Below are 21,897 nucleotides of genomic sequence, written 5' to 3'. Positions count from 1 at the left end.
TTAAAGTTTTATTCACTCGGTGCTCAATACATGGCCTCGATGTGCGGGGCGTATTTTTGTTCTACGAGCTTGCGCTTGAGCTTCATGGTCGGCGTGAGTTCTTCGTCCTCCGCCGTGAGCTGTGTGTCGAGCAGGAAAAATTTCTTGATCTGCTCGACCCGCGCAAACTTCTTGTTGACCCGGTCGATTTCCGACTGGATCAATTCTTGCACTTCGACCGCCCGCGTCAAGCTGGCGTAATTACTGAAGGGTATGTCCGCATCCTGGGCGAATTTCTCGACGTTTTCCTGGTCGATCATGATGATGCAGGTGAGGTAGGGCCGCTTGTCGCCTATGACCACCGCGTCGGTGACATAGGGCGAGAACTTGAGCTCGTTCTCCAGCTCGCTGGGCGTGATGTTCTTGCCGCCGGCGGTGATGATGATGTCCTTCATGCGGTCGGTGATCCTGAAATAGCCATCCTCGTCCACCACGCCGACGTCGCCGGTGTGCAGCCAGCCGTTCGCATCCAGGGTTTCGGCGGTTTTTTCGGGCTGGTTCAGGTAACCCATGAAGACGTTGGCGCCGCGCACCAGGATCTCGCCGGTGGCCGGATCCAGGCGCATCTCGTTGTAGCCGGCCGCCGGGCCTATGGAGCCGGGCTTCATGCGGCTGGCCGGCACGCCGCTGGCCGCGCCGCAGGTTTCCGTCATGCCCCAGACCTCCAGCATGGGCACGCCCAGCGCCATGTACCACTTGACCAGGTCGGGTGAAATCGGCGCCGCGCCCGTTACGCAAAAGCGCGCGCGGTGTATGCCGATCAGCTTTCGCGTGTTGTTGAGCGCCAGCCAGCGCGCCAGCGTGAACTGGAGCTTGAGCCCGGTGCCCACCGGCCGGCCCGCCAGCACGGTGTCGACGATGCGCATGCCCACGCCTATGCTCCAGGCGTAAGCGGCCTGCTGCAGCCAGCTGGCTTCCTTGAGCGCGATCATCACGCCGGAATAGAACTTCTCCCACACACGCGGCACGGCGGTGAACACCGTGGGCGCGATCTCGCGCACGTTCTCGGGAATGGTCTCGGGATTCTCGACGAAGTTGAGTTTGGCGCCCGCATACAGCGAAAAATACTCGCCGCCCATGCGTTCGGCGATGTGGCACAGCGGCAGAAAGCACATGCGCTCATCGCTCTCGTCCTGCGCCACCAGCGTGTTGTAGCCGCGCGCGGTAAACACCAGGCCGCGCTGGCTGTGCATGGCGCCCTTGGGCTTGCCGGTGGTGCCAGAGGTGTAGACCAAGATGGCCAGGTCTTCAGGCTGGCACTCGGCGGCGCGTTCTTCCACAGCGTCGGGGTGCCCGGCCAGGTAGCCGCGGCCCAGCGCGCGCAACGCGTCCAGGCTCATCACGTCAGGGTCGCTCAGCTCGCGCAGGCCCTCCATGTCGAACACGATCACCTGGCGCAGCAGCGGCAGTTGCGGCCGCACTTCGAGTGCCTTGTCGAGCTGCTCGTCGTCCTCGACAAACAGCAGTGTGGTGCGCGAGTCCTCGCACAGGTAGTGCACCTGGGAGGCCGCGTCGGTCGGGTAGATGCCGCTGCAAACGCCGCCGCAGCTGAGCACGGCCAGGTCGGCCAGCACCCAGTCGATCACGGTGTTGGAGAGGATGGAGGCACACTCGCCGCGCGCAAAGCCCAGGCTCAGCAGGCCGGCCGCGATCTCGCGCACTGCGTCACCGGTTTGTGCCCAACTCCAGCTGCGCCAGATGCCCAGCTTTTTCTGCCGCATCCAGGTCTTGGTGCCGCGCTGCTCCACAGCGTTCCAGAAAATCGCGGGAATCGTCTCGCCCGGCATGACGATGTCATGTTCGGGCTGGATGTGGCTTAAGTCCCAAAGATTGCTCATTCAAACCTCCATTGCCGCGACCCAACTGAGTCCGTGCAAGGATGCCGCGGAACCGGCTTTGCCGGGCCGCCAGCATCGTCCCCCAGTGGGGGGAGGCGGCCGAAGGCCGCTAGGGGGGGCGTCTTAATCATCTCCAGGTTTTCTTCTTTTTCCAGCGTCGTTCCCCGCGTACCCCGTCTTCCTTCATGCCGAGGTAGAACTCCTTGATGTCGTCCTTCTCGCGCAGGCGGGCGCAGGTGTCTTCCATCACGATGCGGCCGTTCTCGAGCACATAGCCGTAATCGGAGGCGTTGAGCGCCATGTTGGCGTTCTGCTCGACCAGCAAAATCGTAGTGCCGCGCTCGCGGTTGATGCGCACCACGATCTCGAAGATCTCCTTGGTGAGCTTGGGCGACAGGCCGAGGCTGGGCTCGTCGAGCAATATCAGGTCGGGCGAGGCCATGAGAGCGCGCGAGATCGCCAGCATCTGCTGCTGGCCGCCCGAGAGCAGACCGGCGTCCTGCAGCGCGCGCTCCCTGAGGATGGGAAAGTAGCCGTAGACCGCTTCCATGTCCAGCGCCACGCCGTCGCGGTCCTTGCGGGTGTAGGCACCCATCAGCAGGTTGTCGCGCACGCTGAGCAACGGAAACACCTCGCGGCCCTCGGGCACATGGCTCAGGCCCTGCTGCACGATGAAAGCCGGGTCCTGCGCCGTGATGTCCTGGCCCTTGAAGTCGATGGAGCCCTTGCGCGGGTCCAGAATGCCCGAGATGGTTTTGAGGATGGTGGACTTGCCCGCACCGTTGGAGCCCAGCACGGTGGCGATCTCGCTGCGCCGCACCTGCAGGCTCACGCCGCGTATGGCCTTGATTGGGCCGTAGGCGCTCTCGACGTTGAGCAGCTTGAGGACCGGCTGGTCGCTGACGGGCGGCGGAACCGCGCTCATGCTGTTCTCCTCAGGGAAGACACTTCATCGACCGAACCGAGGTAAGCCTCGATCACGCCGGGGTCGGTCTGCACCTCGCGCGGCGTGCCCACGGCCAGCACCTCGCCCTGGTTCATGGCCAGCACGCGGTCGGAGACGCGCGAGACCAGCGACATGTCGTGCTCGACCATCAGCACCGTGATGCCCAGCTCGTGCTGGATGTCCTGTATCCAGAAGGCCATATCGCCGGTTTCCTCCACGTTGAGGCCCGACGAGGGCTCGTCGAGCAGCAGCAGCCGCGGTTCGGTGCACAGCGCGCGCGCCAGTTCCACCACCTTGCGCACGCCGTAAGGCAGGCCCGCCACCATGGAGTCGCGATGGTGCTGCAAATCGAGGAAGTCGATCACCTGCTCGGCTTTTTCGCGCGCCTGCAGTTCGGCCTCGCGCGCCTTGGTGGTGAAAAAGAGGTCGTGCAGCAGGCCAGTCTGGCAGTGCGTGTGCCGGCCTATCAGCAGGTTGTGCAGCACGGTGGCGTGCTCGAACAGCTCGATGTTCTGGAAGGTGCGGGCGATGCCCAGCGCGGCGATCTTGTGCGGCGGCTGGATCGTGAGCTTTTCGCCGCGGTATTCGATTTCGCCGCTGGTGGGTGTGTAGATGCGGCTGATCAGGTTGAACACCGTGGTCTTGCCCGCGCCGTTGGGGCCTATCAGCGTGAAGACCTCGCCTTCTTTGACGTCAAAGCTCACTTTGTTGACGGCCAGCACGCCGCCGAAGCGCACGCTGAGATCTTTGGCAGAAAGCAGGATACCGGTCATTTGAGTCTGTCCGATTTCTGGAAGGATTTCTGCCGCTTGAACAAGCCCTTGCGATAGAAGGGAAAGAGCTGGAAGTAGGTACGCACCTTTAGCCAGCGGCCGTAAAGCCCCAGCGGCTCGAACAGCACAAAGGCAATCAGCACGATGCCGTAAACGGCCGCCTGCAGGCCGGGCGCCTGGCCTATGGCGGCTGGCAGGTGGTCCTTGCTGAGGGCGATCACCTGCGGCATGGAGATCAGGAAGATGGCGCCCAGGAAGGCGCCGTGCACCGAGCCCACGCCGCCTATGACGATCATGAGCAGCAGGTCTATGGACTGCAGGATGTTGAACTGGTCGGGCGAGATGAACTGCAGCTTGTGCGCATACAGCGCGCCGGCAATGCCGGCCAGCGCCGCCGACAGCGCGAAGGACAGGGTCTTGTAGCGCGCCAGGTGTATACCCATGCTCTGTGCGGAGATTTCGGAATCGCGAATCGCCACAAAAGCCCGGCCCGTGGGCGAGCGCAGCAGATTGAGGATGGCCAGCGTGGCGGCCACGGTGATCAGCAGGCAGAGGAAATAAAAGGACTCGCCGCTGGCGAGCTTCCAGCCGAACATGTCGGGCACCTTGATGTGGATGCCGGCATTGCCGCCGGTCACGCTTTCCCAGCGCGCGAACACCTCTTCGACGATGAAGCCGAAGGACAGCGTGGCCATGCCCAGGTAGATGCCCTTGACGCGCAGCGCCGGCAAGCCCACGACCAGGCCCACGGCGGCCGACAGGCCCGCGGCGCAGGCCAGTGCGATGGGAAAGGGCAGGCCCGCGTTCGTCAGCACGGCCTGGGTGTAGGCGCCCACCCCCAGGAAGGCGGCATGGCCCAGCGAGAACAGGCCGGTAAAACCCGCCAGCAGCATCAGGCCCAAGCCGGCGATGGCGTAAATCATCACAAAGGTCAGCTGCGCGAGCCAGTACTCGGCAACCAGCCAGGGCGCGGCCAGCAGCGCCAGCATCAGCGCGCCGTACCAGAACACATGGCCCGGGTGTTTGGCGAGTTTGATGTCCTGCCCGTAACTGGTTTTAAAGATGAAGCGCATAGTGGCTTAGACCTTTTTGCGCAGTTTTTCGCCGAACAGGCCGCTGGGCCTGACCATCAGCATGATGAGCACCACCACATAGGCGGCGATGTCCTTGAAGCCGTCCGGCAGGTAAAAGCCCGAGAGCGATTCAACCAGGCCGATGACCAGGCCGCCGACGATGGCGCCTGGCAGGCTGCCGAAGCCGCCGACCACCGCGGCCGGGAAGGCCTTGAGCCCGATAAAACCCATGTTGGCGTGCACAAAGGTGATGGGCGCCAGTAGCAGGCCGGCAATCGCCGCCACGGCGGAGGCCAGGCCCCAGACCAGGCCGTTGAGCCGCTTGACGGGAATGCCCATGTAGTAGGCGGCCAGCTGGTTTTGCGAGGAGGCCTGCATGGCGATGCCCAGCTTGCTGTACTTGAAGAGCGCGAACAGCGCCAGGCACAGCACCGCCGTGCTGGTGATGATGGCGACCTGTTCGACGTTGATGACCAGCGCGCCGGCGCTCCAGATCTGGTCCTTGTAGGGCACGGGCAGCACATAAGTTTCGGTGCCTATGCCGGGAATCATGGTGATCAGGCCGCGCGCCGTGTAGCCCACGCCTATGGTCAGCATGACGATGGAAAACGCGGGCTGGCCGAGGATGGGGCGTATCACGAGGCGCTCGAGCAGCATGCCGAACAGCGCCATGCCGGCGATCGCGCTGAGCACCGCGAGCCAGAAGGGAAAACCAAGCAGGCTCATGCAGGCCAGGCCGACGAATGCGCCCAGCATCATCAGCTCGCCCTGCGCAAAACTGACCGTCTCGGTGGCCTTGTAGATCAGTACAAAGCCCAGCGCGATCAGCCCGTAGATACAGCCTTGGGCGATGCCGCTGATCAGCAGCTGCAGGAATTGCAATCGCGTCTCCCCTGTAATGAGCTTTGGTTATAGCTGTCGCCAAAAGCTCTGTCGCTAGGGGTTGTTCCGAATACGTGTCGCATTGGCGATCAAGCGTAATCAACGCATGCATGCAAATGTTCGGATCGGCGCGGGCCTGGGTTTCTACGGCGACGCGTGGGAACCCGTGGTCGCGAGCATAGAGCGCGGCGGCGTGCACTACATTGCGAGCGACCATCTCGCGGAACTGACGCTGGCTATCCTGCAAAAGGACCGCCAGCGCGACGCGACGCTGGGCTATGCGCGCGATGTGGTTCCCATGCTGATGAGGCTGTGGCCCTTGATGCAGGCGCGCGGCGTCAAATTCATCTGCAATGCCGGCGGGCTGAACCCGGTCGGTGCGGCGGCCGCTCTGCGCGCGGCGTTTGCGGCCAAAGGTTTAAAGGCGCGCATCGCGGTGGTCACCGGCGATGAAGTCCTGCCGCGGCTGGCGGCGCTGGCGCCGCCGCATATGTTCAACGCGCAGCCCTATGAGTCGGTGCAGGAGCGCATGGTGTTTGCCAATGCCTACCTGGGTGCGCGGCCCATCGTGTCGGCGCTGCAGCAGGGCGCCGACATCGTGGTCACCGGCCGCGTGGCCGACGCGGCGCTGTTTCTCGCGCCGCTGGTGCATGAATTCGGCTGGAAGCTTGAAGACGCCGCCACGCAGCCCGAGCTGGACAGGCTGGCCCAGGGCCTGGCGGTCGGGCATTTGCTCGAATGCTCGGGCCAGGGCAGCGGCGGCAACTTCGGCAGCCAGGGCGCATGGAAGGCGATTCCCGACTTGGCCCACATCGGCTACCCCATTGCCGAGGTTGGCGAGGACGGCTCGGCGCTGATCACCAAGGCACCAGGCACGGGCGGGCGCATCAACTTCGACACCGTGCGCCAGCAGCTGCTTTACGAGGTGCACGACCCGACACGCTATATGTCGCCCGACGTGGTGCTGGATATGTCGGCGCTGAAACTGGAAGACCTGGGTGAGGACAGGGTGCGCATGACGGGCGCGCGCGGCCATCCGCGGCCCGCGCAACTCAAGCTGGTGGGTGGCTTTCGCGAGGGCTACAAGGCCGAGGTGACCTGGGGTTTCAGCTGGCCCGATGCCTGGGACAAGACGCAGGCGGCGGTTGCCATGGTGAAGGCCCAGCTGGCCGACAGGCGCATGGCACATGACGAGCTTTTTATCGAATATCCGGGGCTCAACTCCGCCCACGGCCCGCTGGCGCCCTTGCCAGCGTCCGGGGCGCTGGCCGAGCTCAACGAGGTCTGGGTGCGCCTGGTGGTACGGACGCAGGACAAGGCGGTCGCCGACGGTTTCGGCCGGCTGTTTCCGTGGATGGCGCTGAGCGGGCCGGCCTATACCTGCGGCTTTCACGGCCTGAACAACAGCAGCGAGTTGCTGGGCATCTGGCCCGCGCTGCTGGACCGGCAGGCGGTCGAGGCGGCGGTGCGCGTAGAGGTACTGTCCGCATGAAAGTGCAGCTTGTCAAACTCGCGCATGCGCGCAGCGGAGACAAAGCCGACTGGGTGGACTTCGGCCTCTTTGCCTGGAACGAGGCGGGCTACCGCCTGATCGCGCGCGAAGTCACGGCCGAACGTGTGCAGACGCATTTCGCGCCCTGGCTGCCCGGCACGGTGCAGTGCTGGGCCCTGCCCAACATCCTGGCGCTCAAATTCGTCCTACAGGGCGCGCTGCAGGGCGGCGGGGCGCGCAACCTGCGCATGGACAATCTTGGCAAGGCCATGGCGGCGGCCTTGCTGCGTATGGAAATCGAGGTGAGCGCTGCCGAATTTGCCGAAGCCTGCGCCGCGCCGCGCGTGGGCTGGTGGCCGGAGGCGCAATGAGCGTTCATCTATCCAGGGAAGGGCCAGTCACAGTGGTCACGCTGGACCGGCCTGAGGTGCGCAACGCGGTGGATGCTGAAACGGCGCGCGCGCTGCACGAGGCTTTTATCGCCTTTGACGTGGATGAGAAAGCGCGCGTGGCGGTGTTCCACGGCGCCCACGGCCATTTCTGCGCGGGCTGGGACCTGCAGGCCGGCGCACGCCTGACCGGGCAAACTGGCGGCGACCAGGTGCTGGGGCAACTCGATTTTTCGCCTGGCGACAACAATCCGCCGGCACCCATGGGCCCGTCGCGCCTGCTGCTGTCCAAGCCGGTGATTGCCGCCGTCAGCGGCGCGGCGGTGGCTGGTGGCATGGAGCTGGCGTTGTGGTGCGACATGCGCGTGATGGAGGAGGACGCCTACTTCGGCATCTATTGCCGCCGCTTCGGCGTGCCGCTGATAGACGGCGGCACGGTGCGCCTCCCGCGGCTTATCGGCATGGGCCATGCGATGGATTTGATCCTGACCGGCCGCAAGGTGGGGGCGGCCGAGGCTTTGCAAATGGGCCTGGCCAACCGCGTGGTGCCCGCGGGCAGTGCGCGCGATGCCGCGCTGGCACTGGCGCAGCAGCTCAGCCGCTTCCCGCAGGCCACGATGCGGGCCGATCGCCTGAGTGCCTACCGGCAGTGGGACTTGCCCCTGGAGGAGGCTTTGCACCAGGAGTGGGAACGCGGCAAGCAGCGCCTGCCGGATGCTTTTGCCGGCGCTGCCCGTTTTGCCGCCGGGCAGGGGCGGCACGGGGAGTTTGATTAGTCCTTGGCGATCTTGCGTGGCTTGCCGAAATCATCAATCGCCACATAGGTCAGGCTGGCCTCGGTGACCTTGATGTAGCGGCCCTGGGCCCGGAAGCGCTCGGCATAGACCTCGACCTGGACCGTGATCGAGGTGGTGCCTATGCGGGTGAGGCTGGAGAAAAACGACAGGATGTCGCCCACACGCACCGGCTGCTTGAAGATGAACTGGTTGACCGCCACCGTGGCCAGCCGGCCGTCGACATGGCGTGCCGGCACGACGGAGCCGGCCAGGTCGACCTGGGCCATGACCCAGCCGCCAAAGATGTCGCCGTTGGCGTTGCAGTCGGCCGGCATGGGGATGACCTTGAGCACCAGCTCCTTGTCGGTGGGCAGCTGGACGTTCAGGGCGTCCTCGGCATGAATGTCCGTATGGGTGCTTGATTCGGTAGACATAGGCACAATCTAAAAAGTCAAAAGTTATTACAACAACCCTCACGATTGTCCCTCATGCGCTCCCGAGCTTCCGCCGCCGATTCTTCCCTTGCCGTGCCCGTCACGCCCGTGCCGGGCGCCGCCAGGGCGCCGGCGCCCCAGCGCTCCGACCTGGACACGCTTAAACGCCTTTTCCCTTATCTCTGGGACTACAAATGGCGCGTGCTGGCGGCGCTGAGCTTCATGGTCGGCGCCAAGCTGGCCAACGTGGGCGTGCCGCTGCTGCTGAAGAACCTGGTCGACGCCATGAGCTTCAAGCCAGGCGACGTGCAGGCCGTGCTGGTGGTGCCGGTGGCGTTGCTGCTGGCCTACGGCCTGCTGCGCCTGTCGACCACGCTGTTCACCGAATTGCGCGAGCTGGTGTTCGCCAAGGCCACTGAAGGCGCGGCACGACGGATTTCACTGGAGGTGTTTCGCCACCTGCACGCGCTCAGCCTGCGCTTTCACCTGGAGCGGCAGACCGGCGGCATGACGCGCGACATCGAGCGCGGCACGCGCGGCGTGCATTCGCTGATTTCGTACTCGCTCTACAGCATCATCCCGACGCTGATCGAAGTGACGCTGGTGCTGAGCCTGCTGGCCGTCAAGTTCGACGTCTGGTTTGCCGTCATCACCGGCATCGCGCTGGTGTTCTATATCTTCTTCACCGTCACGGTGACCGAATGGCGCACGCAGTTTCGCAAGACCATGAACGAGCTGGACTCGTCGGCCCACAGCCGGGCCATCGATTCGCTGCTCAATTACGAGACCGTCAAGTATTTCAACAACGAGGAATTCGAGGCTGCCCGCTACGACGAAAACCTGCTGCGCTACCGGCGCGCGGCCATCAAGAGCCAGAACACCTTGAGCCTGCTCAACGCCGGGCAGCAGCTGATCATCGCCATCGGGCTGGTCGCGATGCTGTGGCGCGCCACGCAGGGGGTGGTGGACGGCCGCATGACGCTGGGCGACCTGGTCATGGTCAATGCCTTCATGATCCAGCTCTACATCCCGCTAGGCTTCCTGGGCGTGATCTACCGCGAGATCAAGCAAAGCCTGACCGACCTCGACAAGATGTTCGTGCTGATGGAAAAAGAGCGCGAAATCGCCGACCTGCCGGGTGCCGGGCCCATCGCCATCGAGGGCTCGCCGGCGGTGCGCTTTGAGAACGTGAACTTCGCCTACGATCCCGCTCGCCCCATCCTGCACAACGTGAGCTTTGAGATCCCGCCGGGCAAGACCGTGGCGGTGGTGGGCTCCTCGGGCGCCGGCAAGTCCACGCTGGCGCGGTTGCTCTACCGCTTTTACGACGTGCAGCAGGGCCGCATCACCATCGCCGGCCAGGACATCAAGCAGGTCAGGCAGTCCAGCGTGCGCCAGGCGATCGGCATCGTCCCCCAGGACACGGTGCTGTTCAACGACACGGTCGAATACAACATCGCCTACGGCAAGCCGGGCGCCACCCATGAAGAAGTGGAGGAGGCAGCGCGCTCGGCCCGTATCCACGGCTTCATCGCCTCCACGCCGCTGGGCTACCAGACCATGGTGGGCGAGCGCGGGCTCAAGCTCTCGGGCGGCGAAAAGCAGCGCGTGGCGATCGCCCGCACCCTGCTGAAAAACCCGCCCGTGGTGATTTTTGACGAGGCCACCTCGGCGCTGGACTCGGCCAACGAGCGCGCCATCCAGACCGAGCTGCGTGCCGCCGCGCAGAACAAGACCACGTTGGTGATCGCGCATCGGCTTTCCACGGTGGTTGACGCGCATGAAATCCTGGTGATGGACGGCGGGCGCATCGTGGAGCGCGGCACGCATGCGCAACTGCTGGAAACCGAAGGCGCTTATGCGCGCATGTGGGCGCTGCAGCAGAGCTCTCCCGAGGCCTGAGCGGGGCGCGCCCGAACAACAGGATTGTCTTCCTATGGACAAATCGAGCGCGATATTTGCGGCGAATGCGTTCCCATCGCCTGCCATGGGATTCCCCGTAGGCCGAAATGCCTCACGGGCTCGCATAATCGGAAGACCCGGCGGCCAATGTTGGCCGTTTGGGTTGCCTTTTGGAGCCTGAATGAGCCTTCACGCCAGTCACTTTGAACGCCTGCGCCCTGTTTTGCCGGTGCGCGCCATGACGCCCCCCCCGGGCGCGTCCTACCGCGATCGCTAGGTCTATGGAAACCAAATGGCTGGAAGATTTCGTCAGTCTGGCTGAAACCCGCAGTTTCAGCCGCTCTGCCCAACTGCGCCACGTCACCCAGCCGGCGTTTTCGCGGCGCATCCAGGCGCTGGAGGCTTGGGCCGGCACCGACCTGGTGGACCGTAGCTCTTATCCCACGCGCCTGACCCCGGCCGGCGAGACCCTGTACAGCCAGTCGCTGGAAATGCTGCAGGGCCTGCAGTCCACCCGCGCCATGCTGCGCGGCCATACCTCGGCCGGACAGGACGTCATCGAGTTCGCCGTGCCGCATACGCTGGCTTTCACCTTTTTCCCGGCCTGGGTCAGCAGCCTGCGCGAGAAATTCGGCCCCATCAAGAGCCGGCTGATCGCGCTCAATGTGCACGACGCGGTGCTGCGCCTGGTCGAGGGCAGCTGCGACCTGCTGATCGCCTACCACCATGATTCCCAGCCTTTCCAGCTGGACCCGGACCGCTACGAGATGGTGTCGCTGGGCCAGGAAGTGCTGGCGCCTTTTGTACGGGCCACCGCCTCGGGCGAGCCCGAGTACAGCCTGCCGGGGCGCGCCGGCCAACCCCTGCCTTACCTGGGCTATGCGCCCGGCGCCTACCTGGGCCGCATGGTGGACATGCTCCTGAAGCAGTCCAGCACGGCCATTCACCTGGATCGCGTCTATGAGACCGACATGGCCGAAGGCCTCAAGGCCATGGCCCTGGAAGGCCACGGCATCGCCTTTTTGCCGCTCAGCGCCGTCAAAAAGGAGCTGCGGGCCAAAAAACTCGTGAGCGCCGGCGGCAACCTCGAAATGACCATGGACGTGCGCGTTTACCGGGAGCGTCCCACCTCCAGGGAATCCGCCAAAAGCCATGCCCAGGCCTTGTGGAGCTACCTGCAGGCGCAAACCGGCAGCCGGGAAAAAGCCGCGCCTCGGGCGGGGGTCGGCCCGGTCGCGCGATAGGGGAATAGATACATACACTAGTAGTAACCCTAGGTGGTTATAAGAAAAATGCATGGAAGATCGTTGAAACAGCATTGGTGTTTTAAGACCCGCAAATTTACAGTTCGTGACGTCCAAAATTTGATGGTTGCCCGTGCCCCCAGACTCCTCCTTCACCCCGCTTGCCGAGCCAGCTCCCACGCCTGCGGCGGCCACACGCACCGAGCACGACTTTCTCGGTGAAAAGCAGATTCCCGTAAGCGCCTACTGGGGCGTGCACACGGCGCGCGCGGTCGAAAACTTCCCCATCTCCGGCACCCGCATTTCGGCCATGCCCGACCTGATACGCGCGCTGGGCTTTGTCAAAAAGGCCGCGGCGCGCACCAATCAGCAGCTGGGCACGCTGGACGCCAGGCGGGCCGCCGCCATCATGAGCGCCTGTGAAAAACTCATTGCAGGCCAGTACCACGATCAGTTCGTGGTCGACGTGATCCAGGGCGGCGCCGGCACTTCCACCAACATGAACGCCAACGAGGTCATCGCCAACCTCGCGCTCGAAAAGCTGGGTGTGGAAAAAGGCCGTTACGACGTGCTGCACCCCAACGACCACGTCAATGCCTCGCAAAGCACCAACGACGTCTATCCCACGGCCGTGCGCATTGCCCTGTGGTTTGCCATCGAGCGCCTGCTGGCCTCCATGGCCATCCTGCGCGGCGGCTTCGAGGCCAAGGCGCACGAGTTCCGGGACGTGCTCAAAATCGGCCGTACCCAGTTGCAGGACGCCGTGCCCATGACGCTGGGCCAGGAATTCCTCACCTACGCGGTCATGATCGGTGAGGACGAGGCCCGCTTGCGCGAAGCACGCGCGCTGATCCAGGAAATCAACCTGGGCGCCACGGCCATAGGCACCGGCATCAATGCGCCGGCCGGCTACGCCGACATCGTCTGCCGCCATCTCGCCGAAGAGTGCGGCGTGCCGGTCGAAAAGGCCGCCAACCTGATCGAGGCCACGCAGGACACCGGCGCCTTCGTGCAGCTTTCCGGCGTGCTCAAGCGTGTGGCCACGAAGCTCAGCAAGATCTGCAACGACCTGCGCCTGCTCTCCAGCGGCCCGCAGGCCGGCTTCGGCGACATCCGGCTGCCGCCGCGCCAGGCGGGCTCGTCCATCATGCCAGGCAAGGTCAACCCGGTGATCCCCGAGGTCATGAACCAGGTTGCCTTTGAAGTGATAGGCAACGACATGACCGTGACCATGGCCTCCGAGGCCGGCCAGCTGCAGCTCAACGCCTTCGAGCCCATCATGGGATGGAGCCTTTTCAAGAGCATCGAGCACCTGAGCCAGGCCTGCCTGACGCTGCAGACCCACTGCGTCGCCGGCATAGAGGCCAACCGCGAATTGCTGGCCAAACGCGTGCGCGAATCGGTGACCCTGGTCACGGCGCTCAACCCCATCATCGGCTACGAAAAGGCCGCGCTCATTGCCAAGACGGCCATCGCCACTGGCGCGCCGATTGCCGAGATCGCGGAGTCGCTGGGCATCATGACGCAGGCCGAGGTCGAGGCCTTGCTGGTGCCCGACAAGCTCACGCAGCCCCTTCCGCTGGTCGCCTGACGGGCTGGCACAAAGACTGCTTGTATCTGCCGTATAGTTCCGGACTTCTCATGCGCGCACCACTTTGGAAAAACCCGGGAATCGCCGCTTTGCGCGGGTTTGCCGCCAAGCGCCGTCCACACAGTCCGCATTCCCCCGTGTGAGAGGCCGGGTAAACCTAGGCCAGTCCCGGGTACCATCTCTCTAGAATAGTTCGCTAACCGTTTCATTCATTACAGGAGATTCCATGAAACTCAAGCTTGTCGCTCTGTCCGTCGCCTTGCTCGCCACCGGCGCCGCATTTGCCGACACCCTTGCCAAAGTCAAGGCTTCCGGCGTTGTCACCATGGGCGTTCGCGATTCTTCGGGCGCGCTGTCCTATACCCTGGGTGACGGCAAATACACCGGCTACCACGTCGAGATCTGCCAGCGCATACTGGCCAATCTCGAGAAGGCCGCCGAACGCAAGCTGGAAGTCAAATACCAGCCTGTAACCTCGCAGAACCGCATTCCCCTCGTGCAGAACGGCACGGTCGACATCGAGTGCGGCTCCACCACCAACAACGCGACCCGTCAGAAAGACGTGGCTTTCGTCGTGACCACCTTCGTCGAGGAAGTCCGCATCGCCGTGAAGGCCAATTCCGGCATCACCTCGGTGGCCCAACTGAGCGGCAAGACCGTGGCGACCACCACCGGCACCACCTCCGTGCAGACGCTGCGCAAGAACAAGCGCGCCACCGGCGTCGAGTTCAAGGAAATCTTCGGCAAGGACCACTCCGACAGCTTCCTGCTGCTCGAGTCGGGCCGCGCCGATGCCTTCGTGATGGATGGTTCCATCCTGGCCGGTAACATCGCCACCGCCAAGAAGCCTTCGGACTTCAAGATCGTCGGTGAAGTGCTGAGCGTCGAGCCCATCGCCATCATGATCCGCAAGGACGACCCGCTGCTCAAGCGCCTGGCTGACGACACCGTCAAGGGCATGATCAAGTCGGGCGAAATGAACAAGCTGTGGACCAAGTGGTTCCTGTCGCCGATTCCTCCGAAGAACACCAAGGTTGGCCTGGCCCTGAGCGCCAGTACCAAGGCGGCTTGGGACAACCCGAACGACAAGCCCATGGAAGAGTACGCACAGAAGTAATTCTGGCCAGGTAAATTGAACAACCCCGCCGGTCGCCTTGCACTGGCGGGGTTTCCCGTTTACCGTCGCAGGGAAAACAACACAACAACCATTTGCTGGAGCCGTGATGACTTGGGATTGGCGGGTATTTTTGAATGATGACGGTAGCGGTCGAACCTACCTGCAGTGGATGTTTGATGCCTGGGGCTGGACGCTGTCCGTCGCCGGAGCATCCTGGGTGATCGCCATGCTGTTTGGCGCGATCATAGGCACGCTGCGCACCTTGCCGAGCAGCCCCTGGCTTGTGCGTTTCGCCAACGCCTGGGTCGAGCTGTTTCGCAACGTTCCCCTGCTGGTCCAGATTTTCATCTGGTATTTCGTGGTTCCCAAGATTTTCCCCGCCATGAAGGAGCTGCCCAGCTTCATCCTGGTGGTGTTTGCCCTGGGCTTTTTCACGTCGGCGCGTATTGCCGAGCAGGTCAGGGCGGGCGTGCAGGCGCTGCCGCGCGGCCAGCGTTATGCCGGCATGGCCATGGGTTTCACGACCCTGCAGACCTACCGCTACGTGATCCTGCCCATGGCTTTTCGCATCATCATTCCGCCGCTCACCAGCGAATCGATGAACCTTTTGAAGAATTCCTCCGTGGCTTTCGCGGTGTCTATCGCGGAACTGACCATGTTCGCCATGCAGGCGCAGGAAGAAACCTCGCGCGGCATTGAAATCTACCTGGCGGTGACGGCGCTGTACGCCGTTTCGGCCTTCGCGGTCAACCGGGTCATGGCCTTTGTCGAGAAGCGGGTGCAAATCCCGGGCTTCGTCGTCGCCGGCTCAACGGGCGGAGGTCACTGACATGCTTGGACTCGACATGAGCTTCCTGAACTGGGACATGATCTCCCAGTTCGTCGTCAAGGGCTTTATTTTCAGCATTGAATTGACCGTGATCGCCACCATAGGCGGCATCATCTTCGGTACCGTGCTGGCCCTGATGCGCCTTTCCGGCAAAAAATTCCTGACCATCCCTGCGACCTTTTACGTCAACGGCATGCGCTCGATTCCGCTGGTCATGGTGATCCTGTGGTTCTTCCTGCTGGTGCCGGCGTCGTTTTACAGCCTGATTCCCGGCGGCAGCAATTACCGCGCCGAAATTTCGGCCATCATCACCTTCGTCGCTTTCGAGGCCGCTTATTTCAGCGAAATCATGCGCGCGGGCATACAGTCGATCTCGCGCGGCCAGGTCAACGCCGGGCGCGCCCTGGGCATGACCTACGCGCAGAACATGAAGCTGATCATCCTGCCGCAGGCTTTCCGCAACATGGTGCCCATTCTGCTGACGCAGACCATCATCCTGTTCCAGGACACCTCGCTGGTTTACGCGATCGGCGCTTACGACCTGCTCAAGGGTTTCAGCACCGCCGGCAAGATTTACGGCCGTCCTGAAGAGGCCTACCTGCTGGCCGCCGTGATTTATTTCGTGATCTGCTTCGGGCTGTCCTATATGGTCAAGCGCCTGAACAGCAGAATCGCCATCATTCGCTGAGACCGCGCATCGTCAAGACACGCAAATCTCAAAGAGCACACCGGAGAAGAACATGATTGAGTTGAAAGAAGTTTCCAAATGGTACGGCGACGTGCAGGTTCTCAACAGCTGCACCACCAGCATCAAGAAGGGTGAAGTGGTTGTGGTCTGCGGGCCTTCGGGTTCGGGCAAATCCACCCTGATCAAGACCATCAACGCGCTGGAACCCTTCCAGAAGGGCCAGATTTTCGTCGACGGCAAGGCCGTGCACGACCCCAAGACCGACCTGCCCAAGCTGCGCAGCCGCGTCGGCATGGTGTTCCAGAACTTCGAGCTGTTCCCGCACCTGAGCGTCACGGAAAACCTGACGCTGGCGCAGGTCAAGGTGCTGGGCCGCAAGGTCGACGAGGCCAAAAAACACGGCCTCAAGTACCTGGACCGCGTGGGCCTGATGGCGCACAAGGACAAATTCCCCGGCCAGCTCTCGGGCGGCCAGCAGCAGCGCGTGGCGATCGCCCGTGCGCTCAGCATGGACCCCATCGCCATGCTGTTTGACGAACCCACTTCCGCGCTGGACCCCGAAATGGTCGGTGAGGTGCTGGACTGCATGATGGGCCTGGCCGTCGAAGGCATGACCATGATGGTGGTGACCCATGAGATGGGCTTTGCCCGCAAGGTCGGCAGCCGCGTGATTTTCATGGACGTGGGCGGCAAGATCCTGGAAGACTGCTCAAAGGACGAGTTCTTCAACCATCCCGAAAACCGCAAGGCGCGCACCAAGGACTTCCTCAACAAGATCCTGTCCCACTGAAAAAGCACAGAGCGCGCTGAAAGATCACCGCAACTGCCTACGAAGAAGAAAAAACAAAAAAGCCCCGCAATGCGGGGCTTTTTTCATGGCGCGCCGCCCGGGCCGGCCTTGGCGGCTTTGTCCCCGGTGGCCCCGGGCGGTGCGACAATTCAGGCCATGACCTCCGCCACCCGAACCCCTGTTTCAACCCTGACCCTGACCCGCCCCGACGACTGGCACCTGCATGTGCGCGACGGCGAGGCCTTGCACACCGTGGTGCCCCACACCGCCGCACAATTCGGCCGCGCCATCATCATGCCCAACCTGCGCCCGCCGGTGACCACCGCCGCGCAGGCCGCGGCCTACCGCGAGCGCATTCAGGCAGCCGTGCCGGCCGGCGTGCAGTTCGAGCCGCTGATGACGCTTTACCTCACCGACAACCTGCCGCCCGAGGAGATTGCCCGCGCCAAAGATGTCGGCGTGGTCGCGGCCAAGCTCTACCCGGCCGGCGCCACCACCAACAGCGACGCCGGCGTGACCGACCTGCGCAAGACCTACAAAACGCTGGAAGCCATGCAAAAAGCCGGCATGCTGCTGCTGGTGCACGGCGAGGTGACCTCGTCCGACATCGACCTGTTCGACCGCGAGGCGGTGTTCATAGACACCCAGCTGATCCCGCTGCGCCGCGATTTCCCCGAGCTCAAGATTGTGTTTGAGCACATCACCACCCGGGAAGCGGCGCATTACGTGCGCGATGCGGGCAAGTTCACGGGGGCGACCGTTACGGCCCACCACCTGCTCTACAACCGCAACGCAATCTTCACCGGCGGCATACGCCCCCACTATTACTGCCTGCCGGTGCTCAAGCGCGAAACCCACCGTCTGGCGCTCGTCGAAGCCGCCACCAGCGGCAATGCGCGGTTTTTCCTCGGCACCGACAGCGCGCCGCACCCGGCCCACCTGAAGGAGCACGCCACCGGCTGCGCGGGCTGCTACACCGCCCATGCCGCGATGGAGCTGTACGCCGAGGCCTTCGACGCGGCCGGTGCGCTGGACAAGCTCGAGGCCTTCGCCAGCTTCAACGGCGCCGACTTCTACGGCCTGCCGCGCAATACCGGCAGCATCACCCTCAGGAGGGAAAGCTGGCACCCGCCCGAAAGCTACGCATTCGGCGAGGCCGAACTCAAGCCCCTGCGCTCCGGCGAGAACCTGCCCTGGAAACTGGATACCGGGAGCTGAACCATGGACCACAAGCCGCGCGTTGCCCTGCTCATAGACGCCGACAACTCGCCGGCGTCCAAAATCGACCTGATCCTCAACGAGCTGTCGACCTTCGGCGAAACCAATATCCGGCGCGCCTACGGCAACTGGAAGAAAAACGAACTCAAAGGCTGGGAAGAGGTGCTGCACGAGCACGCCATACGGCCCATGCAGCAGTTCGACTACACCAAGGGCAAGAACGCCAGCGACATGGCCATGGTGATAGACGCGCTGGAGCTGCTTTACACCGACCGACCCGACGCCTTCGGCATCGTCTCTTCGGATGCCGATTTCACGCCACTGGTGATGCACCTGCGCGCCAAGGGCGCGGCCGTCTACGGCTTCGGCGCGCAGAAAACGCCCGAGCCCTTCGTCAACGCCTGCTCCCGCTTCCTGTTCCTCGACAAGCTGCGCCCCATTGCGGCCGACGCCGCTGCAGGCAGCGCCCATGGCGACCACAAGGACGACGGGGAGGCCGTCTCCGCCGCGCCCCTGCGGGTCACATCCGCGCAGCTGCGCCAGGACGCCAAGCTCGTCATGCTGCTGCGCAACGCGGTACAGGCCGCGGCCGACGATGAGGGCTGGGCGCGTGTGGGGGCGGTCGGCACGCAGATCGCCAACCAGGCCTCCTTCGACCACCGCAACTACGGTTATGCCACGCTGACCAAGCTGCTGGTGGCCACCCAGCTCTTCGACATCGCCGACGAAGGCAAGTCCACGGTCATGGTGCGCGACAGAAAGCAAGCCAAGCCGGCCAAGGCCTGAATACCATGGCAAGTCCGCCGCCGCTGCCCCCCATAGACTGGGAAAGACCCTGGCTGCAAGCCTGGCGCGAACCCGGCCAGCGCGCCGCCTGTGCGGTGACAGCGGGTGTTGCGCTGCACCAGGCGCTCAATGCCGTCCAGCCTGCGCCGGTCTGCTTCGCGCCCCAATGCACATTGCCTTCGGGCGAAGCCTATGAGAGCTTTATCGCCAGGACCCGGCTGTGCCCCACGCGCGAAGGCGCGCATGATTTTTTCAACGGCCTGTGCTGGATGCGCTTCCCGGACACCAAACGAAAACTCAACCAGCTGCAGGCCGCCGAGATCGACGCCGCGGGCATAGCGCCTGTGCGCGGCCCCGTGCGTGATGCGCTCACGGTGTTCGACGAAAACGCCGCCTTCCTGTCGGCGCCGCAGCCCCTGTGGGACGCGCTGCTCGCCCGCGACTGGAGAACCCTTTTCATCACCCACAGGGCGATGTGGCAGCAGGCCAGGCTGGTGCTGTTCGGCCATGCGCTGCTCGAGAAGCTCCTGACCCCCCGCAAAGCCATCACTGCCCACGTCTACCTGGCGCAGCCGCCCATGGGCACTCTCGCCGAGCTGGACGCCTGGGTGGCGGCCGACCTCAGCGCCGCCAGGCTGGCCGCCAAGCCTTTTGCGCCCTTGCCGGTGCTGGGCGTGCCCGGCTGGTGGCCCGAGAACGAGAACTTTTCCTTTTATGATGACTCCCTTGTATTCCGGCCGCCAAGACCGTCATAAATAACAGATAAAAATCAGCGACTTAGGCGCGGGTACCGCTTGAACCGGACCCGCGGGCCCTCATATCCTGCGCAAGGCGGGCTTTTTTACCGACCCCACGGAGAACCCATGAAACGTATTTTCCTGTTTGTCCTGACCAATATCGCCGTTGTGGCGGTGCTGGGCATCGTCGCCAGCCTGCTGGGCGTGAACCGCTACCTCACGGCCAACGGCCTGAACCTGACGGCGCTGCTCGGCTTTGCGCTGGTCATGGGCTTTGGCGGCGCCATCATCTCGCTGCTGATCAGCAAGCCGGTCGCCAAATGGAGCGCCGGTGTGCGCCTCATCAACGAGCCGCAGAACGCCGACGAAGCCTGGATCGTCGAGACCGTGCGCAAGCTGGCCGAGAAGGCCCAGATCGGCATGCCCGAAGTCGGCATTTTTGAAGGCGAGCCCAACGCCTTTGCCACCGGCGCCTTCAAGAACTCCTCGCTGGTGGCTGTCTCCACCGGCCTGCTCCAAGGCATGACCAAGGAAGAAATCGAAGCCGTGCTGGGCCACGAGATCGCCCACGTCGCCAACGGCGACATGGTCACCATGACCCTGATCCAGGGCGTGATGAACACCTTTGTGGTCTTCCTCTCGCGCGTGATCGGCTACGCCGTCGACAGCTTTTTGCGTCGCGGCAGCGACAACAACTCCGGCCCCGGCATCGGCTACTACGTCAGCACCATCGTGCTGGACATCGTGCTGGGCTTTGCCGCGGCCATCGTCGTGGCCTGGTTCTCGCGCCAGCGCGAGTTCCGCGCCGACGCCGGCGCCGCGCAGCTGATGGGCCGGCGCCAGCCCATGATGAACGCCCTGGCCCGCCTGGGCGGCATGCAGCCCGGTGAGCTGCCCAAGGCCGTGGCGGCCATGGGCATCACCGGCAGCATAGGCAAGCTGTTTGCCACGCACCCGCCGATCGAAGAGCGCATCGCGGCTTTGCAAAACAGCCAGGCTTGAACATCACATCAAAGGGCGCCCCGCACAGGGCGCCCTTTTTTTCTTCACAGGAGTGAAAACATGAAAAGCTGGCTCAGGCAGAACCGCAGTTTTCTGGTGTTGCTGTTGTTGTTCGGGCTGTTCCGCACCGCGATCGCGGACTGGAACCCCATTCCATCGGGCTCCATGCGGCCCAACCTGCTTGAAGGCGACGTGGTCTTCGTCAACCGGCTGGCCTACAACGTCAAGATCCCGCTGACCGACACGGTGCTGGCGCGCACCGCCGACCCGCAGCGCGGCGATGTCGTGACTTTTTCCTCGCCGGTGGATGGCGTGCGCCTGATCAAGCGCCTGGTGGCTGTGCCGGGCGACGTCGTGGAAATGCGCGCCAAGGTGCTCATCATCAACGGCCAGGCGGCGCGCTATGAGGCGCTGGACACGGCGCTGGAGCCGGCTGGCCCGGTGGGTGTGCTCGTGGCCACGCACCTCAAGGAAACCACGGCCCAGGGGCAGCATGAAATCCAGTGGCTGGCCGGCGTGAAGGCCAAGGACGACTGGGGCCCGATCACCATTCCCCCTGACCAGTTCCTGATGCTGGGCGACAACCGCGACAACAGCGCTGACTCACGCTACATAGGCCTGGTGCCGCGCCAGCTGCTGATAGGCCGGGCCGAACGCATCCTGGTGTCGGCCGACATCCTCGAGAAGTGGCAGCCGCGCTTCGAGCGTTTCGGCCGCTCGCTGTATTGACCGGGCCTTATTGAGGCTGGGCCGCACCGGCTCGCCGCGTGCGCTCCACGGCCTGGGCGACGTCGGCCGGATTCATGCCGTACATCTCGGCAAACTGTTCCACGGTTTTGCCGCTGGCTTCAAAGGCGCGCATCAGGGCTTCGCGTTTGGCGGTCTGCACCGCGATCTCGGCAAAGGCCTCATCGAGCAGCGCATTGGCGGTTTCGTCCTGGGTGTGGGTGCGTTCGGCATATTCCTCGCGGCTCAGGCCCGAGGCCTCGATGGCGGCGACCAGGCGGGCGCGCACCTTGGGGCGCAAATCCTCCTTGGAGCGCGCCTGGCGGCGCCGGAAAACTTCCATGATGGCATGGTGTACATGCTCGGGTGCCACCGGCTCCACGGGCTCACCCTGCAGGTTGTGGCGCGGAAGGCCGGCCGCCACGCATTCGAGGTAGCGGGTGGAACGCGCGTGCAGGCCCAGCGCGACTTTCAGCTCATCGCGCTTGAAGGTGTCCGGGTTCTCGGCCAGCAGGTCCTGGAAGGCGCCCAGCTTGAGCGGCAGGAACTGCGCGCCGAACATTTTCGGATAGAGCTCGAACAGCTTTTCCAGCACCGGGTGGACTTCACGCGTGCGCTGCTGCGG

22 protein-coding genes are annotated in these 21,897 nt (G+C 63.9%); 15 read left to right on the top strand and 7 right to left on the bottom strand.

Annotated features, from left to right (window positions below):
• Positions 1-23: 23 nt before the first annotated feature.
• The 5 genes from ACEN8I_RS22780 to ACEN8I_RS22760 all read right to left on the bottom strand — a co-directional run bounded on the left by ACEN8I_RS22780 (position 24) and on the right by ACEN8I_RS22760 (position 5,551).
• Complete coding sequence (locus tag ACEN8I_RS22780) at positions 24-1,877, bottom strand: AMP-dependent synthetase/ligase (protein ID WP_413330911.1); 1,854 nt, start codon at positions 1,875-1,877, stop codon at positions 24-26.
• A gap of 127 nt (positions 1,878-2,004) precedes the next feature.
• Positions 2,005-2,802 carry an ABC transporter ATP-binding protein gene (locus ACEN8I_RS22775; protein ID WP_074576124.1) on the bottom strand — a complete coding sequence of 266 codons (798 nt, stop codon included), beginning with the start codon at positions 2,800-2,802 and terminating at the stop codon, positions 2,005-2,007.
• A complete protein-coding gene (locus ACEN8I_RS22770; RefSeq protein ID WP_413330910.1) occupies positions 2,799-3,596 on the bottom strand; it encodes an ABC transporter ATP-binding protein in 798 nt (265 codons plus the stop codon). The genes ACEN8I_RS22775 and ACEN8I_RS22770 overlap by 4 nt, the downstream gene beginning before the upstream one ends.
• Entirely contained in the window at positions 3,593-4,669 is a 1,077-nt protein-coding gene (locus tag ACEN8I_RS22765) for a branched-chain amino acid ABC transporter permease (RefSeq protein ID WP_413330909.1), read from the bottom strand. Before ACEN8I_RS22765 ends, ACEN8I_RS22770 begins: the two co-directional genes overlap by 4 nt.
• A gap of 6 nt (positions 4,670-4,675) precedes the next feature.
• Positions 4,676-5,551: a branched-chain amino acid ABC transporter permease gene (locus ACEN8I_RS22760; RefSeq protein ID WP_413330908.1), complete on the bottom strand. Its 876-nt coding sequence runs from the start codon at positions 5,549-5,551 to the stop codon at positions 4,676-4,678.
• Between the two features lie 106 nt (positions 5,552-5,657).
• Between ACEN8I_RS22760 and ACEN8I_RS22755 the strand changes: the two genes are divergently transcribed.
• The 3 genes from ACEN8I_RS22755 to ACEN8I_RS22745 are packed head-to-tail and all read left to right on the top strand — an operon-like array spanning position 5,658 to position 8,208.
• Complete coding sequence (locus tag ACEN8I_RS22755) at positions 5,658-7,043, top strand: acyclic terpene utilization AtuA family protein (protein ID WP_413330907.1); 1,386 nt, start codon at positions 5,658-5,660, stop codon at positions 7,041-7,043.
• Positions 7,040-7,414: a hypothetical protein gene (locus ACEN8I_RS22750; protein WP_413330906.1), complete on the top strand. Its 375-nt coding sequence runs from the start codon at positions 7,040-7,042 to the stop codon at positions 7,412-7,414. The genes ACEN8I_RS22755 and ACEN8I_RS22750 overlap by 4 nt, the downstream gene beginning before the upstream one ends.
• Complete coding sequence (locus ACEN8I_RS22745) at positions 7,411-8,208, top strand: crotonase/enoyl-CoA hydratase family protein (RefSeq protein ID WP_413330905.1); 798 nt, start codon at positions 7,411-7,413, stop codon at positions 8,206-8,208. The genes ACEN8I_RS22750 and ACEN8I_RS22745 overlap by 4 nt, the downstream gene beginning before the upstream one ends.
• On the opposite strand, the gene ACEN8I_RS22740 is transcribed toward ACEN8I_RS22745, so the two are convergent.
• On the bottom strand, positions 8,205-8,642 hold the full coding sequence (locus tag ACEN8I_RS22740; RefSeq protein ID WP_007864700.1) for an acyl-CoA thioesterase: 438 nt from the start codon (positions 8,640-8,642) through the stop codon (positions 8,205-8,207). The two genes, ACEN8I_RS22745 and ACEN8I_RS22740, sit on opposite strands and share 4 nt — an antisense overlap.
• 54 nt (positions 8,643-8,696) lie before the next feature.
• Here ACEN8I_RS22740 and ACEN8I_RS22735 point away from each other — a divergent pair, with 54 nt between their 5' ends.
• The 12 genes from ACEN8I_RS22735 to lepB all read left to right on the top strand — a co-directional run bounded on the left by ACEN8I_RS22735 (position 8,697) and on the right by lepB (position 21,275).
• Positions 8,697-10,544 carry an ABCB family ABC transporter ATP-binding protein/permease gene (locus ACEN8I_RS22735; RefSeq protein ID WP_413330904.1) on the top strand — a complete coding sequence of 616 codons (1,848 nt, stop codon included), beginning with the start codon at positions 8,697-8,699 and terminating at the stop codon, positions 10,542-10,544.
• Between the two features lie 281 nt (positions 10,545-10,825).
• The gene (locus ACEN8I_RS22730) at positions 10,826-11,788 is read left to right on the top strand and encodes a LysR substrate-binding domain-containing protein (RefSeq protein WP_413330903.1); all 963 of its coding nucleotides are present in this window, start codon (positions 10,826-10,828) and stop codon (positions 11,786-11,788) included.
• Between the two features lie 133 nt (positions 11,789-11,921).
• Complete coding sequence (locus ACEN8I_RS22725; protein WP_074576795.1) at positions 11,922-13,379, top strand: aspartate ammonia-lyase; 1,458 nt, start codon at positions 11,922-11,924, stop codon at positions 13,377-13,379.
• Between the two features lie 226 nt (positions 13,380-13,605).
• Positions 13,606-14,496, top strand: coding sequence for a transporter substrate-binding domain-containing protein (locus ACEN8I_RS22720; RefSeq protein ID WP_413330902.1), 891 nt, complete (start codon positions 13,606-13,608; stop codon positions 14,494-14,496).
• A 106-nt stretch (positions 14,497-14,602) separates the two neighbouring features.
• The gene (locus ACEN8I_RS22715) at positions 14,603-15,325 is read left to right on the top strand and encodes an amino acid ABC transporter permease (RefSeq protein ID WP_413330901.1); all 723 of its coding nucleotides are present in this window, start codon (positions 14,603-14,605) and stop codon (positions 15,323-15,325) included.
• 1 nt (position 15,326) lies between these two features.
• A complete protein-coding gene (locus ACEN8I_RS22710) occupies positions 15,327-16,013 on the top strand; it encodes an amino acid ABC transporter permease (RefSeq protein ID WP_007864719.1) in 687 nt (228 codons plus the stop codon).
• A gap of 52 nt (positions 16,014-16,065) precedes the next feature.
• Positions 16,066-16,803, top strand: coding sequence for an amino acid ABC transporter ATP-binding protein (locus ACEN8I_RS22705; protein ID WP_074576141.1), 738 nt, complete (start codon positions 16,066-16,068; stop codon positions 16,801-16,803).
• Positions 16,804-16,959: 156 nt separating this feature from the next.
• Positions 16,960-18,021 carry a dihydroorotase gene (pyrC, locus tag ACEN8I_RS22700; protein ID WP_413330900.1) on the top strand — a complete coding sequence of 354 codons (1,062 nt, stop codon included), beginning with the start codon at positions 16,960-16,962 and terminating at the stop codon, positions 18,019-18,021.
• A 3-nt stretch (positions 18,022-18,024) separates the two neighbouring features.
• The gene (locus tag ACEN8I_RS22695) at positions 18,025-18,807 is read left to right on the top strand and encodes an NYN domain-containing protein (RefSeq protein ID WP_413330899.1); all 783 of its coding nucleotides are present in this window, start codon (positions 18,025-18,027) and stop codon (positions 18,805-18,807) included.
• A 5-nt stretch (positions 18,808-18,812) separates the two neighbouring features.
• Positions 18,813-19,562: a DUF3025 domain-containing protein gene (locus ACEN8I_RS22690; protein ID WP_413330898.1), complete on the top strand. Its 750-nt coding sequence runs from the start codon at positions 18,813-18,815 to the stop codon at positions 19,560-19,562.
• Positions 19,563-19,670: 108 nt separating this feature from the next.
• Positions 19,671-20,546 (top strand): protease HtpX, encoded by an 876-nt coding sequence (gene htpX / locus ACEN8I_RS22685; RefSeq protein ID WP_074576146.1) that lies wholly within the window; start codon positions 19,671-19,673, stop codon positions 20,544-20,546.
• A 60-nt stretch (positions 20,547-20,606) separates the two neighbouring features.
• Positions 20,607-21,275 (top strand): signal peptidase I, encoded by a 669-nt coding sequence (gene lepB / locus ACEN8I_RS22680; RefSeq protein ID WP_413330896.1) that lies wholly within the window; start codon positions 20,607-20,609, stop codon positions 21,273-21,275.
• Positions 21,276-21,282: 7 nt separating this feature from the next.
• Here the strand turns inward: lepB and ACEN8I_RS22675 are convergent.
• The coding region (locus ACEN8I_RS22675) for a ProQ/FINO family protein (protein WP_413330895.1) at positions 21,283-21,897 on the bottom strand (615 nt) is incomplete at its 5' end.

Origin of the sequence: Polaromonas sp. CT11-55 (assembly GCF_047303325.1) — a bacterium.
Lineage (GTDB): Bacteria > Pseudomonadota > Gammaproteobacteria > Burkholderiales > Burkholderiaceae_C > Polaromonas.
The sequence above is the reverse complement of the archived record's forward strand: the minus strand, read 5'-3'. Positions and strand labels throughout refer to the sequence as shown.